The sequence below is a fragment of the Microbacterium sp. NPDC087589 genome, from assembly GCF_044743635.1.
In the GTDB taxonomy this organism is placed as follows: domain Bacteria; phylum Actinomycetota; class Actinomycetes; order Actinomycetales; family Microbacteriaceae; genus Microbacterium.
Genome location: NZ_JBIUWV010000006.1, coordinates 1 through 13,802, shown reverse-complemented (window position 1 = coordinate 13,802; position 13,802 = coordinate 1). Strand labels below are relative to the sequence as shown.

At 68.5% G+C, this 13,802-nt stretch carries 13 protein-coding genes and 1 rRNA gene; 4 read left to right on the top strand and 10 right to left on the bottom strand.

Features of this window, described 5'->3' with window-relative positions; all coding sequences use genetic code 11:
* Positions 1-11: 11 nt before the first annotated feature.
* The 3 genes from ACIOU8_RS13055 to ACIOU8_RS13045 are packed head-to-tail and all read right to left on the bottom strand — an operon-like array spanning position 12 to position 3,458.
* Complete coding sequence (locus tag ACIOU8_RS13055) at positions 12-1,373, bottom strand: aldehyde dehydrogenase family protein (RefSeq protein WP_400790158.1); 1,362 nt, start codon at positions 1,371-1,373, stop codon at positions 12-14.
* Complete coding sequence (locus ACIOU8_RS13050; protein WP_400790156.1) at positions 1,370-2,122, bottom strand: gamma-glutamyl-gamma-aminobutyrate hydrolase family protein; 753 nt, start codon at positions 2,120-2,122, stop codon at positions 1,370-1,372. The genes ACIOU8_RS13055 and ACIOU8_RS13050 overlap by 4 nt, the downstream gene beginning before the upstream one ends.
* Positions 2,103-3,458 (bottom strand): glutamine synthetase family protein, encoded by a 1,356-nt coding sequence (locus tag ACIOU8_RS13045; RefSeq protein WP_400790154.1) that lies wholly within the window; start codon positions 3,456-3,458, stop codon positions 2,103-2,105. Before ACIOU8_RS13045 ends, ACIOU8_RS13050 begins: the two co-directional genes overlap by 20 nt.
* A 156-nt stretch (positions 3,459-3,614) precedes the next feature.
* Between ACIOU8_RS13045 and ACIOU8_RS13040 the strand changes: the two genes are divergently transcribed.
* Positions 3,615-5,162, top strand: a complete 1,548-nt coding sequence (locus ACIOU8_RS13040; protein ID WP_400790153.1) for an amino acid permease — start codon at positions 3,615-3,617, stop codon at positions 5,160-5,162.
* Between the two features lie 18 nt (positions 5,163-5,180).
* Here the strand turns inward: ACIOU8_RS13040 and ACIOU8_RS13035 are convergent, their stop codons facing one another.
* From ACIOU8_RS13035 to ACIOU8_RS13025, 3 genes are read right to left on the bottom strand one after another with little or no spacing between them, the layout of a single operon-like run.
* The gene (locus ACIOU8_RS13035) at positions 5,181-5,453 is read right to left on the bottom strand and encodes a metal-sensitive transcriptional regulator (protein WP_042537810.1); all 273 of its coding nucleotides are present in this window, start codon (positions 5,451-5,453) and stop codon (positions 5,181-5,183) included.
* Between the two features lie 29 nt (positions 5,454-5,482).
* Complete coding sequence (locus tag ACIOU8_RS13030; RefSeq protein WP_400790693.1) at positions 5,483-5,905, bottom strand: type II toxin-antitoxin system VapC family toxin; 423 nt, start codon at positions 5,903-5,905, stop codon at positions 5,483-5,485.
* Positions 5,902-6,177 carry a type II toxin-antitoxin system prevent-host-death family antitoxin gene (locus ACIOU8_RS13025; protein WP_400790149.1) on the bottom strand — a complete coding sequence of 92 codons (276 nt, stop codon included), beginning with the start codon at positions 6,175-6,177 and terminating at the stop codon, positions 5,902-5,904. Before ACIOU8_RS13025 ends, ACIOU8_RS13030 begins: the two co-directional genes overlap by 4 nt.
* Before the next feature lie 127 nt (positions 6,178-6,304).
* Here ACIOU8_RS13025 and ACIOU8_RS13020 point away from each other — a divergent pair, with 127 nt between their 5' ends.
* Positions 6,305-7,582 (top strand): DUF445 domain-containing protein, encoded by a 1,278-nt coding sequence (locus ACIOU8_RS13020; RefSeq protein WP_400790147.1) that lies wholly within the window; start codon positions 6,305-6,307, stop codon positions 7,580-7,582.
* Positions 7,583-7,801: 219 nt separating this feature from the next.
* A complete protein-coding gene (locus ACIOU8_RS13015) occupies positions 7,802-8,326 on the top strand; it encodes a hypothetical protein (protein WP_400790144.1) in 525 nt (174 codons plus the stop codon).
* Between the two features lie 62 nt (positions 8,327-8,388).
* Here the strand turns inward: ACIOU8_RS13015 and hutI are convergent, their stop codons facing one another.
* The 3 genes from hutI to hutH are packed head-to-tail and all read right to left on the bottom strand — an operon-like array spanning position 8,389 to position 12,807.
* Positions 8,389-9,561, bottom strand: coding sequence for an imidazolonepropionase (hutI, locus tag ACIOU8_RS13010; RefSeq protein ID WP_400790142.1), 1,173 nt, complete (start codon positions 9,559-9,561; stop codon positions 8,389-8,391).
* Positions 9,558-11,273, bottom strand: a complete 1,716-nt coding sequence (hutU, locus tag ACIOU8_RS13005) for a urocanate hydratase (protein ID WP_400790140.1) — start codon at positions 11,271-11,273, stop codon at positions 9,558-9,560. The genes hutI and hutU overlap by 4 nt, the downstream gene beginning before the upstream one ends.
* Positions 11,266-12,807: a histidine ammonia-lyase gene (hutH, locus tag ACIOU8_RS13000; RefSeq protein ID WP_400790137.1), complete on the bottom strand. Its 1,542-nt coding sequence runs from the start codon at positions 12,805-12,807 to the stop codon at positions 11,266-11,268. Before hutH ends, hutU begins: the two co-directional genes overlap by 8 nt.
* 52 nt (positions 12,808-12,859) lie before the next feature.
* Here hutH and ACIOU8_RS12995 point away from each other — a divergent pair, with 52 nt between their 5' ends.
* Positions 12,860-13,636: an IclR family transcriptional regulator gene (locus ACIOU8_RS12995; RefSeq protein WP_400790135.1), complete on the top strand. Its 777-nt coding sequence runs from the start codon at positions 12,860-12,862 to the stop codon at positions 13,634-13,636.
* Between the two features lie 79 nt (positions 13,637-13,715).
* Here the strand turns inward: ACIOU8_RS12995 and rrf are convergent.
* Positions 13,716-13,802, bottom strand: a 5S ribosomal RNA gene (gene rrf / locus ACIOU8_RS12990); the annotation flags it as partial.

The following is a 13,802-nucleotide window of genomic DNA, read 5'->3' as shown; positions in this document are numbered from 1 at the left end:
GTGTGAGCGGGTCAGGATTCGTCGGTCGCGAAGAAGACGTTCTTGGTCTCGGTGAAGTGCTCGGCGGCGTCGGGTCCGAGCTCACGCCCGAGACCGGATGCCTTCATGCCGCCGAACGGCGTCGCGTACCGCACCGAAGAGTGCGAGTTCACCGACAGGACACCGCTCTGCACCCCTCGCGAGACACGCACGGCGCGACCGAGGTTCTCGGTCCAGATCGATCCGGCGAGGCCGTAGGCGGTGTCGTTCGCCAGGCGGATCGCGTCGGCCTCGTCCTCGAACGGCATCACTGCGACCACGGGCCCGAACACCTCCTGCTGCGCGATCCGGTCAGACGGATCGGCGAGCACGACGGCGGGCGCGAACCAGAATCCGTCGCCGCTCGGAGCGCTGCCGCGGAACGCGATGTTCGCGTCGTCCAGGAACCCCGACACCGTGTCGCGGTGCGCGGCCGAGATGAGAGGCCCCATGTCGGTGTCGGCACTCGACGGGTCACCCACCCGCCAGGCGGCGACAGCCGGTTCGAGCATTTCGAGGAACCGGTCGTACACCGACCGCTGCACGAGCAGCCGGCTGCGAGCGCAGCAGTCCTGCCCCGCGTTGTCGAAGACCGAGCCCGGAACCGCGGCGACGGCCTTCTCGAGGTCGGCGTCCGCGAAGACGATGTTGGCGCTCTTGCCGCCGAGTTCGAGAGTGACGGGTTTGAGTGCGCGCGCGCATCCGGCCGCGACCTCGATGCCGACCTCGGTCGATCCGGTGAAGACGACCTTGCGGACATCCGGATGCTCGACGAGCCGCTGTCCGACGACGGAGCCCGATCCGGTGACGACCTCGAAGAGGCCTTCGGGAAGGCCCGCTTCGAGGGCGAGCTCTCCGAGCCGGATGGCTGTGAGAGGCGTGAGCTCGGCGGGCTTGAGCACCACGGCATTGCCTGCGGCGAGCGCCGGCGCGAACGCCCACGCCGCGATCGTCATGGGGAAGTTCCACGGCACAATGACGCCGACCACGCCGTACGGGTCGTGGAAGGTGACGTCGAGTCCGCCCGCCACCGGGATCTGCCGGCCAGACAGACGCTCGGGGTCGGCCGAGTAGTAGTTGAGCACCTGTGCGACATGGCCCGCCTCCCACCGGGCGGAGCCGATCGGATGCCCGGAGTTCAGCACCTCCAGCTGCGCGAGTTCTTCGGCGGCGCCCTCGACCGTGCGGGCGAAGGCACGCAGCGCATCCGCGCGAGCGACGGGGGCGAGAGCGGCCCACCGGCGCTGCGCCGAGACGGCGCGGGCGATCGCGGCATCCGCGTCTCCGATGTCGGCGCGTACGATCTCGCGGATCGCCGCGCCGGTCGACGGGTTGATGACTGTGAACGCGCTCATCGGGCGTCCTCCTTCCGCCGCGCGGCGAACGCGCGGGCCTGTGAGACGAGATCTGCGAAGAGGCGCCGGTCCTCGGCGTTCTCCTCGGGGTGCCACTGCACGCCGACGATGTGACCGGCCGAGGTGTCGACGAAGGCCTGCACGAGGCCGTCGTCGGAGTGCGCCGCCGCGACGAGACCGTCGCCGAGACGATCGACGCCCTGGTGGTGGTAGCTGTGCACGCGCATCTCGGTCTCGCCGATGATCCCGGCGAGCGGCGTCGCCGTCGACACCTCGACGTCGTTCTCGGCGAAGACCCCGCCGCCGATGCGGTACTTCTCGGTGCCGAGCGATTCGGGCAGGTGCTGCTGCAGGGTGCCTCCGCGGGCGACGTTCACGAGCTGCAGACCTCGACAGATCGCGAGCACCGGGATGCCGCGGCGCTCCGCCGCACGGAACAGGGCGAGCTCCCACGCGTCGCGGTCCGCCCTCGCCGGATCGGTGAGCGGATGCCGGTCCTCGCCGTACAGCTCCGGCGCGACGTCCGCCCCGCCGGAGAGCACGAGGCCGTGCATGCCCGAGATCGCCGCCTCTGCGGCATCCGGATCCTGTGGTGGGAGAAGAAGCGCGACGCCGCCGACGGAGGTCACGCTCGTGAGGTACTGCTCGGGCAGGAACGCCGCCCGCACATCCCACACCCCCTGCTGCGCGCGCTCGAGGTACGTGGTGACGCCGATCAGCGGCGCCGGGTCAGAGGCGCTCGAAACCACGGATACGCTCCCAGTCGGTGACGGCCGCGTCGTAGGCCTCGACCTCGATGCGCGCCTGGTTCAGGTAGTGCTCGACCACGTCGTCGCCGAAGGCCGCTCGCGCGACGGCCGACTCGCTGAAGAGCTTCGCAGCCTCGCGCAGCGTCGTCGGCAGGTGGTCGACCGCATCCTCGTAGGCGTTGCCGGTGAAGCGCTCGGGCAGCGGCAGCTCGTTCTCGATGCCGTGCAGACCGCCCGCGATGATGGCCGAGATCGCGAGGTACGGGTTCACATCTCCGCCGGGCACCCGGTTCTCGACCCGCAGGCCCGATCCATGGCCGACCACCCGCAGAGCGCACGTGCGGTTGTCGATGCCCCACGCCACACCGGTCGGCGCGAAGCTGCCCTTCGCGAAGCGCTTGTACGAGTTGATGTTCGGCGCGAGCAGCAGGGTGAACTCACGCAGCGTGGCGAGGATGCCGGCGATCCAGTGCTCCATCACGGGGCTGAAGCCGTGCTCGCCGTCACCCGCCATCACCGGAGCGCCCGACTCGTCGCGCAGCGACAGGTGGATGTGACAGCTGTTGCCCTCGCGCTCGTTGAATTTGGCCATGAACGTGAGCGCCTGGCCGTGCTGCTCGGCGATCTCCTTCGCGCCGTTCTTGTAGATCGCGTGCTGGTCGGCGGTCTCGCGCACCTCCGCGTAGCGGAACGCGATCTCCTGCTGCCCGAAGTTGCACTCGCCCTTCACGCCCTCGCAATAGAGCCCCGCACCGTCCATGCTGTTGCGGATGTCGCGCAGCAGCGGCTCCATGCGGGTCGAGGCGAGCAGGTTGTAGTCGACGTTGTAGTCGGTCGCCGGGGTGAGCCCCTCGTACTTGCGTGCCCACGCGTCGCGGTACGTGTTGTCGAAGACGATGAACTCGAGCTCTGTGCCGGAGTACGCGGTCCAGCCGCGTTCCGCGAGGCGGTCGCGCTGGCGGTCGAGGATCGCGCGCGGCGACGGGCCGACGGGCTCGCCGTTCTGCCAGACGAGGTCAGCCATCACCAGCACGGTGCCCTCGATCCACGGGATGTTGCGGAGCGTCTCGACATCGGGCTTGAGCACCATGTCGCCGTAGCCGCGATCCCAGCCCGACATCGCGTAGCCGTCGACCGTGTTCATGTCGACGTCGACCGAGAGCAGATAGTCGCACGCCTCGGCGCCGTGAGCCAGAATGTCCTCCTGGAACAGCCGTGCCGACACGCGTTTGCCGACCAGTCGCCCCTGCGCATCCGCGAAGGCCACGATCACCGTGTCGATCTCGCCGGCGGCGATGCCGGCATCCAGCTGTTCGATGCTCAGGTTGCCCGACATCTGACGCTCCGTTCTCGTGCGGTGAAGCGATCGGCCGACCGGCTTCGCCCTCAGAGTAGATCACCGCGCCGTTTAAAGGTAGACGAAACCACCATTGACTGCCACAATCATCCGCAAGGTGCACCCGGCGCCTGCACGCATGCGAACGGAGAGCGGATGTCCCAGCAGAGCAATGAATCCCGCAAGGTCGCCGGAGCGACCTATACACGCGCCGGGAGTGACTATTTCGAGAAACGCACCCTGAAGAGGTCGGCCGGAGTCTGGGGCCTGTGGGGCCTCGCGGTCGCCGCGGTGATCTCGGGCGACTTCTCGGGGTGGAACTTCGGCATCGAGTTCGCGGGCTTCGGCGGGATGCTCATCGCCTTCGCGATCCTCGTGGCGATGTACTACGGCATGATCTTCGCGATCGGCGAGATGGCGGCCGCGATGCCGCACACCGGCGGGGCGTACTCGTTCGCCCGCTCGGCCATGGGCCCCTGGGGCGGCCTGGTCACCGGCGCCGCCGAGACGATCGAGTACGTCGCGACCACGGCGGTGATCGTCTACTTCTCGGCGTCGTATGCCAATGGCATCACGAGCGAACTGCTCGGCCTGGAGCTGCCCGGGTGGGCCTGGTATCTCATCCTCTACATCGTGTTCATCGCCCTGAACTCCGCAGGCGCTGCGATCTCGTTCCGCTTCGCGATCGTCGTCTCGGTGATCTCCATCGGCATCATCCTCGTGTTCTCCGCCATGGCGCTCTTCTCGGGCGCGTTCTCGTGGGACGCCCTGTGGGACATCGTCCCCGACGAGGGCCAGTCGACCTTCCTCCCCCACGGCGTCCTGCCGATCCTGTTCGCGCTGCCGTTCGCGATGTGGTTCTTCCTCGGCATCGAGGAGCTGCCGCTCGCAGCCGAGGAGTCGCACAACCCGACGCGCGACATCCCGAAGGCAGGCTTCTGGGCACGCGGCACGCTCATCGTCACCGGTCTCCTGGTGCTGTTCCTGAACACGGGCGTCATCGGCGCCGAGGCGACCGGCAAGGCCGGAGAGCCGCTGCTCGACGGCTTCCGTGCGATCGTCGGCGACCAGCTCGCCGCCGTGCTCGCGCTGTTCGCCCTCATCGGCCTGCTCGCTTCGCTGCAGGGCATCATGTTCGCCTATGGACGCAACATGTACTCGCTGTCGCGGGCCGGGTACTACCCGCGCTTCCTCTCGCTGACCGGAAAGCGTCAGACCCCGTGGGTCGCGCTCACCGTGGGTGCCGCGATCGGCTTCGTGGCCCTCATCGTGCTCGACGTGCTCACCGCCGTCGACTCCGAGGGCGCGGGAACGGTCGCCGGCGCGATCGTGCTGAACATCGCCGTGTGGGGAGCCGTCGTCGCCTACGGGCTGCAGCTCGTGTCGTTCATCATCCTGCGCAAGAAGTTCCCGAACGTCGATCGCCCATACGTGAGCCCGTGGGGCATCCCGGGTGCGGTCATCGCCCTGGTGATCGCCGCACTGATCTTCGTCGGCTTCCTGCTCAACCCGACGTTCGGTCCGGCGATCATCGCGATCGCGATCGTCTACGCGATCATCCTGCTCGGATTCGGCCTGTTCTTCCGGCACCGCCTCATCCTCTCCCCCGAAGAGGAGTACGCGCTGTCGGGCGGCTCGCACGGCGACCCGCAGGCCGAGGGCTACGACGCGATGGAGGGCGAGGTCTTCGACGGCACGCGGTGACGGCGGCGGAGCGCGGCTCTACTTGCGGTCGAAGTCGAACGCCTTGAGCAGCTCGTCGACGGCCTTGTCGCGCTCCTCCCCACCCTCGTCGAACATGTGCGTCACGTGCGTGCGCAGGTGGTTCTCGAGCAGCAGGCGATTGAGGGACTCCAGTGAGCGCTGGATCGCGCGGGACTGCGTGATGATGTCCATGCAGTACTCCTCGTTCTCGATCATCCGCGCGACGCCGCGCATCTGACCTTCGAGGATGCTGGTGCGGTGCAGTGCACGCTTCTTGATGTCTTCGATCACGTTTCGAGGGTACTCGGGTACTGCGCGTGTCAGCCCGAGAACGGGTTGAGGACCGTGAGCCCGGGGATGTCGAAGTCCTGCTCATTTCGAGTGACGAGCGTCAGTCCGTGGTGCAGCGCGGTTGCCGCGATCAGCGCATCGGCCCACGGACGACGATCCGGAACGTTGAGAGCGGCGCACGTGCGCGCGATCTGCGGAGAGATGGGAAGGATGCGAGAGCCGAGCCCGAGGCGGAGCGCGTCCAGCCACCGCCGGATCGCGCGCGCCTGACGCGGATCGCGTCGCTGAAGTCCGAGCACACCGACTTCGAGCTCGTAGTCCGTGATGACGCTCATATGGAGCGTCTCCGGCGCCCCGCTCTCCATCCACGTCCGCGCGGCGACGCCGACCGCGGTTCCGCGCCTCGCCTCGCCTCGGAGAACGTGTTCGTGTCGATCAGGTACATCAGTCAGAACTCGATCGGAGGACGACCGAAATCGTCCTTCCGGTCTGCGACGATCTCGTCGATGATGCGGTCGAACTCGCCGTCGTCCCCCGCGAGGTCATCCGCCGGCATCGCGAGGAACTCGAGAATCGATCGGGGTCGATCCGGGGCGAGCCGGGTGTATTCCTCGATCGAGAGCAGCACGTAGGCGGGCTCGCCGCGCTTCGTGATCATCACGGGCTGGTCCTCGGCGACGCGCTGCGCGCGTGCGACGGATTGATTGAACTCTCGAGCGGTCATGGTGAACACGATGCACCTCACTTCGGAATGTAGTGAGAGTACTACACAGCGCCACCGACCGATAGGGCGACGGCGCTGGTGCTGCTGACCGCCCCGCACTGAGGACTCCGCGTGAAAGGATGACGTCATGCCGCGAACACCGATGGCGCTCCTGTCGCCCGCAGACCAGGCGCGGCTTCGCGCCCTCCGACGCATGAAGGCGGTGGCGCTGGGCGCACTGATCTTCATGGCTGTCGTGTTCGTCTTCGCGTTCGCCTTCCAAGAGCGACAGCCCTGGCTGGGCTACGTGCGTGCAGCCGCAGAGGGCGGCATGGTCGGTGCCCTGGCCGACTGGTTCGCCGTGACCGCGCTCTTCCGTCGGCCACTCGGCCTGCCGATTCCGCACACCGCGATCATCCCGAACCGCAAGGACGAGATCGGCCGCACCCTCGGCGAGTTCGTCGAGACGAACTTCCTCGAGGCGAGCGTCGTGCGCACCAAGCTCGCCAGCACCGCGATCGCGAAGCGCGCGGGCGAGTGGCTGAGCGAGCCCGCCCACGCCGAGCGCGTGGGCGCGGAGGGGGCGACGATCGCGACGGCCGTGCTCAACGCCCTCAGCGACGACGACGTGCGCGACCTCATCACCGACCTGGCCCGTGAGCACCTCGTCTCCCCCGAGTGGGGTCCACCCGCCGGCGCCTGGCTCGAGAAGATCGTCGAGGCCGACGCCCACCACGGAGCCGTCGACCTCGCCGCCGACAGCATCGGACGCTGGCTCGACGCGAACGCCGAGTCGTTCTCGGGGCTCATCTCGCGGAGACTCCCTGGATGGGTGCCGAAGCTGGCGCACCGATTCGTCGATGACACCGCCTACAACGAGGCCGTGAAGTTCGTGCGTGCGGTGCAGGCCGATCCGCAGCATCCGGCCCGTATCGCCGTCGACGGGTACCTCGCCCGCCTCGCCGACAGCCTGCAGAACGACCCGGAGACCCGGGCCAAGCTCGAGAACGCCAAGTCGTCGCTCTTCGACAGCCCGCGCGTGGGCGCCCTCGCCGCCGAGGCGTGGAACACGGCCAAGAACGGACTGCTCGCCGCCCTCGCCGACCCCGAGAGCGGACTGCGCGTGCGCGCGGCCCAGGCTCTGCAGGAGGTCGGCCAACGGCTGACGACGGATGCCGCGCTGCAGCGCCGCGTCGACACGTGGGTCTCGGATGCCGCGGTGTTCCTCGTCGACCGCTACCGCCACGACATCGCGTCGATCATCACCGACACCGTCGAGCGCTGGGACCCGGTCGAGACCACCGAGAAGATCGAGCTCATGGTCGGCCGCGACCTGCAGTACATCCGCCTGAACGGCACGTTCGTCGGCGCACTCGCAGGTCTCGCGATCTTCACGATCGCGCACCTGGTCATTCCCGGGGTGTGACTCCGGCTCCTGCCGCTGCAGTTCCAGGTCGTGTTGCTAGGGTCCTCACCTATGGACGCCGCCGACACCGTCATCAGTTCAGGCCATAGAAGAGCGGCTGGCCGATGGGTCCGCCGATCCCTTGCAGCGCTGTCCGTACTCGCCAGCGGCGTCGTCGCCTTCGTCCTCGCGAGCTCGGTCCTGGATCTCGTTCGGGACCAGCTGCACCACAATTGCGGGATGCAACCGCCCGGCTCTGAGGGAGCGGGCACCTGGATCTGCAGCGACGGCATCGGGTACCTCGGCATGGCCGGGATCCTCGGCATCATGTGGCTCGTCGTCGTGGTCGTCGGCTCTCTCGTCGCCCTGTTCGTAAGTCACGATCGACCGGCCCGACTGAGTCTCGTGCTTCTCGCAGCCTCGTCCACCGCGTGGATCCTCGGACTGACCTGGTACGGGTCGACGACGCACGTTCAGGACGAGCACGCACCCATGACGGGCGCGGAGTACTGGGCAGACGCGGTCGGCCCGGCAGCGCTCATCAGCGCGATCGGCGTGCTGGTCGGCCTGCTCAGCCTCGTGCCAACCGGGCCGTTCTCATGGATTCTCGGGATCGTCGCGACAGTCATGCTGATCGTCGCGACCGTTCTACAACCCGGCCTGAGCATCAATCTCATCCCCGCCGCGGGCGTACTCGCCGCCGCAGCAGTCAGAGGCATCGGCCATGGCGGGCCCGGAACGAAGCACCCACATGCAGTCGCATGAGATTGCAGGCTGCCGCAGACTGTTGCGGCGCGTGTGCCGGCGACCGCTCCAGGTTCAGCGCATCATGAGAGCGCCGCGACACCGTCTTTCCAGACCCGTGCAACGAGCGGCACACCCGGTCGATACGCGAGATGGATGCGAGTGGGAGCTTTCAGCAGCACGAGATCGGCCCGCGCACCCGGCGTGATCACGCCGACGTCGTCGCGCCGCAGCGCCAGGGCGCCACCGGCGGTCGCCGCCCATACGGCTTCGCCGGGTGTCATCCCCATGTCGCGCACGGCGATCGCGATGCAGAACGGCATCGACGAGGTGAAGCTCGATCCCGGGTTCGTGTCGCACGCGATCGCCACAGCGACGCCCGCGTCGATGAGTCGACGCGCATCGGGGTACGGCTGACGGGTCGAGAACTCGACGCCGGGCAGCAGCGTGAGCACGGTGTCGGATGCCGCGAGCGCAGCGACATCGGCATCCGTCAGGTAGGTTCCATGGTCGACGGATGCCGCGCCGAGCTCGACCGAGAGACGGACTCCCTCGCCCGGACCGAGCTGACTCGCGTGCACGCGGGGCCGGAGTCCCTTCGCGATGCCGGCTTCGAGCACGCGTCGGGACTGCTCGACCGAGAACGCCCCGGTCTCGCAGAACACGTCGATCCATTTCGAGTGCGGAGCGCAGGCGTCGAGCATCGGCCCCGTCACCAGGTCGACGTATTCGTCGGCGCGGTCGGCATAGTCCGCGGGCACGACATGCGCGCCGAGGAACGTGACCTCCGGTGTGACCTCTGAAGCGAGGCGGACGAGGCGTTCCTCGTCCGCAACGCTCAGCCCGTACCCGCTCTTGATCTCGACCGTCGTCGTGCCCTGCGCGAGCAGTTCGTCGACGAACCCGCGCAGTCGCGCGCGCAGCTCGTCATCGCTCGCGGCTCGGGTCGCCGCGACGGTCGAGCGGATGCCGCCGGCGGCGTACTTCTGCCCCGCCATGCGCGCCTCGAACTCGACGGCACGATCGCCGCCGAACACGAGGTGGCTGTGACTGTCGACGAACCCGGGGATGACGGCGCGACCGGCCGCATCCACGATCTCGTCGGCATCCGGTGCGTCGGCGGCGGAGCCGACCCAGGCGATCCGCTCGCCGTCGATGAGAACGGCCGCGTCGACGAGGGTGCCGAAGCGGTCGCCGTCGGACGAGCCGACGTTGGTCGTCAGCTCTCCGATGTTCGTGATCAGCGTGGTGCTCATAGCATCGGCACCTTCAGGCCGCGCTCACGGGCGATGTCGCGAGCGTGCTCGTACCCGGCGTCGACGTGTCGCATGACGCCGGTGCCCGGGTCGTTCGTGAGTACGCGTTCGAGTTTCTCGGCGGCGAGCGCCGAGCCATCGGCCACGGTGACCTGGCCTGCGTGGATCGAGCGGCCGATCCCGACCCCGCCGCCGTGGTGCAGCGATACCCATGATGCACCGGATGCCGTGTTGAGCAGCGCGTTCAGGAGCGGCCAGTCGGCGATGGCATCCGAGCCGTCCTTCATGGCCTCGGTCTCTCTGTAGGGCGATGCGACCGAACCCGAGTCGAGGTGGTCACGACCGATCACGATCGGCGCAGCCAGCTCACCCGATGCCACCATCTCGTTGAACTTGAGGCCGGCGAGGTGGCGTTCCTTGTAACCGAGCCAGCAGATGCGGGCGGGCAGACCTTCGAAGTGCACCTTCTCGCCCGCTTTCTCGAGCCAGCGGTGCAGGGCCCTGTCTTCAGGGAAGAGCTCGGCGATCGCGCGGTCGGTCTTGTAGATGTCCTCGGGGTCGCCCGAGAGAGCCGCCCAGCGGAAGGGGCCGCGGCCCTCTTCGAACTGAGGGCGGATGTACGCAGGCACGAATCCGGGGAACTCGAAGGCGCGGTCGAAGCCGCCCAGCTGCGCCTCGGCACGGATCGAGTTGCCGTAGTCGAAGACCGCCGCCCCTGCATCCTGGAACGCAACCATCGCCGCGACGTGCTGCGCCATCGATTCGCGCGAGCGGCGGGTGAACTCCTCGGCATCCCGCTCGGCCTCGGCCTTCCACTCGCCGACCGAGATGCCCACCGGCAGGTAGGCGAGCGGATCGTGCGCACTGGTCTGGTCGGTGACGATGTCGATCGGCACGCCCCGTCGCCGCAGCTCGGGGAAGACCTCCGCCGCGTTGCCGACGACACCGACCGACAGTGCCTCCCCGGCGTCCTTCGCCGCGACGACGCGGGCGACCGCCGCGTCGAGGTCTGTCGTGTATTCGTCGAGGTAACCGTGCGCGACCCGACGGGCGAGGCGCGATTCGTCGACGTCGACGATGAGCACCGCCCCGTCGTTGAGCGTGACCGCGAGCGGCTGCGCGCCGCCCATCCCACCGGCACCGCCGGTCAGCGTCAGCGTGCCCTTGAGCGATTCCTTGCCGAGCGACCGGGCGACCGCCGAGAACGTCTCGTAGGTTCCCTGCAGGATGCCCTGGGTGCCGATGTAGATCCACGACCCCGCGGTCATCTGGCCGTACATGATCAGACCGAGCTCTTCGAGCCGGCGGAACTCGGGCCAGTTCGCCCAGTCGCCCACCAGGTTCGAGTTCGCGATGAGCACCCGCGGCGCCCACTCGTGGGTGCGGAACACACCGACCGGTTTGCCCGACTGCACGAGCAACGTCTCATCGGGCTCGAGCTCGTCGAGGGTGCGGACGATCGCGTCGTACGCCTCCCAGCTGCGCGCCGCCTTGCCGGTGCCGCCGTAGACCACGAGGTCTTCGGGGTGCTCGGCGACCTCGGCATCGAGATTGTTCATCAGCATCCGCTTCGCCGCTTCGGCGCCCCAGCTCTTGGCCGTGCGCTCATTGCCGCGGGCGGCCCGGACCACGCGCGGCCCTGAGCTTGTCGAAGCGGTGGTCCCTGAGCTTGTCGAAGCGGTGGTCCCCGAGCCTGTCGAAGGGTCAGTCATGCGCGTGCTCCTTTGCGATGCGGGCGATGGCGCCGGACTGCACGAGTGCGGTCACGGCTTCGATGTCTGGGGAGAGGAATCGATCGGGCCCCGGTCCTGCGGCGACGGTGCGCACCAGGTCGCGCACCTCTCCGGTCGCAGGTCCGGCTTGCAACGGAGTGCGCAGGTCCAGCGCACGAGCGCCGGTGAGGATCTCGATGGCGATGACACGACCGAGTCCGTCGATCGCCCGACGGAGCTTGCGGGCCGCGGCCCAGCCCATCGACACGTGGTCCTCCTGCATCGCCGACGAAGGGATCGAATCGACGGACGCCGGCACCGCGAGGCGCTTGAGTTCCGACACGATGCCCGCGGAGGCGTACTGAGCGATCATCAGGCCCGAGTCGACGCCGACCTCGTCTGCCAGGAACGGAGGCAGACCGTGGTTGCGTGCCGGGTCGAGCGCCCGGTCTGTACGACGCTCGGAGATCGATGCGACGTCCGCGACAGAGATCGCGAGGAAGTCGAGCACCGCAGCGACCGGGGCGCCGTGGAAGTTGCCGTTCGACTCGATGCGACCGTCGACGGTGATGACGGGGTTGTCGATCACGCTGGCGAGCTCGCGCTCGGCGATCGTCGACGCGTAGCCCATCGTGTCGCGCGCCGTGCCATGCACCTGAGGCGAGCAGCGCAGCGAGTACGCATCCTGCACGCGGCCGTCCTCCGGCCCCTTGTGGCTGTGCACGATCGGGGAATCGCGCAGGAACGCCCGCAGGTTCGAGGCCGATTCCGCCTGGCCCGACTGCGGGCGCAGCGCCATGAGATCTGCCGCGAACACGGCGTCCGTCCCCATCTGAGACTCCACCGACATCGCCGCCGCCATGTCTGCCGTGAACAGCAGCATTTCGAGGTCGTGCAGAGCCAGCACGAGCATCCCCAGCATTCCATCGGTGCCGTTGATCAGCGCCAGCCCCTCCTTCTCGACGAGGGTGAGCGGCTCGATCCCCGCGGCGGAGAGCGCAGCGGATGCCGGAACGAGTGCGCCATCCGCTGCGCGGACGTCTCCCTCGCCCATCGTGGCCAGCGCGATGTGTGCGAGAGGTGCCAGGTCGCCCGAGCAGCCGAGCGAGCCGTACTCGCGGACGATCGGGGTGATGCCCGCGTTCAGCAGCGCCGCGTACGTCTCGACGACGACAGGGCGGACTCCCGTTCGCCCAGAGGCCAGGGTCTGCAGGCGCAGAAGCTGCAGACCGCGCACGACCTCGCGCTCGACCTCGGCGCCGGTTCCCGCCGCGTGCGACCGGATGAGGCTCGCCTGCAGCTGGAGCCGCCGATCCGGCGCGATGAACGTCGTGGCGAGTGCGCCGAATCCGGTGGAGACGCCATAGTGCGGGTTCGGGTCGGCGGCGAGCCCGTCGATCACCCGGCGAGTGTCCGCCACCCGGGAGAGGGCTGCGGCGCTGATCGTGACCGCCGCCCCGTGGCGGGCGACGGCGACGAGATCGGCATGGCGCAGAGGGGCGTCACCGACGAGGACGGGCGGCAGTTCGGTCATGTCTCGATTCCACACCCGTCGAGTCGCGGGCGACAGCGGTTCGTGGGATCCTGTGTCTGTGATCCCAGACACAGCGGATGCCGCAGCCCAGGTCCCGGCAGCAGACAACACCCTGCGGATCCTGCGCTACCTGGCCGGACGGCCGGCACCGGTCGCCGCATCGGCCATCGCCCGCGAACTCGAGCTGCCGCGCTCGACCGTCTATCACCTGCTGACCACTCTCGCGTCGCACGGCTTCGTGCTGCACATGAAGGAGGACCGGCGCTGGGGCCTCGGCACGTCCGCGTTCGAACTCGCGGGAGGCTACGCACGACAGCAGCCCCTCGCGCGTCTCGGACGACCGCTCGTCGCCGCTCTCTCCGATCGCCTCGGGGAGAGTGCGCACCTCGCAATGATGAGCGGAGGAGATGTGCTCTATATCGTCGAGGAGCGTGCGCCTCGGCGCCAAGCCCTCATCACCGATGTCGGTGTGCGGCTTCCTGCCCACTTGACCGCATCGGGTCGCGCGATGCTGGCGGCGCTTCCCCGCGAACAGGTCCGCGCACTCTATCCGAGCGCCTCTGCGTTTCCCGATCGCACAGGACTGGGTCCGCGCACACCGAGCGAGCTGCGCGAGCTGCTCCGCACGGTACGCGCACGAGGGTATGCCACGGAGGACAGCGAGGTCGCCGACGGCCTGCGCAGCGTCGGCGCCGTCGTCCGGGATCATGCGGGGTGGCCCGTCGCCGCGGTCGCGGTGACCTGGGCGGGGGGCGAGCTCGATGAAAGCGCGCTCGCGGATCCCGTGATCGAGACGGCTGCCGTGCTCGAATCCCGCATCAAGCGGTGAGCCGAAGCGTGTGTAGCCGCGAACGCACGTTAACGCAGAAAAGCCACCCAACATTGGGTGGCTTTTCTGTCTAAAAGAAGTCCGGCGGTGTCCTACTCTCCCACAGGGTCCCCCCTGCAGTACCATCGGCGCTGTGAGGCTTAGCTTCCGGGTTCGGAATGTAACC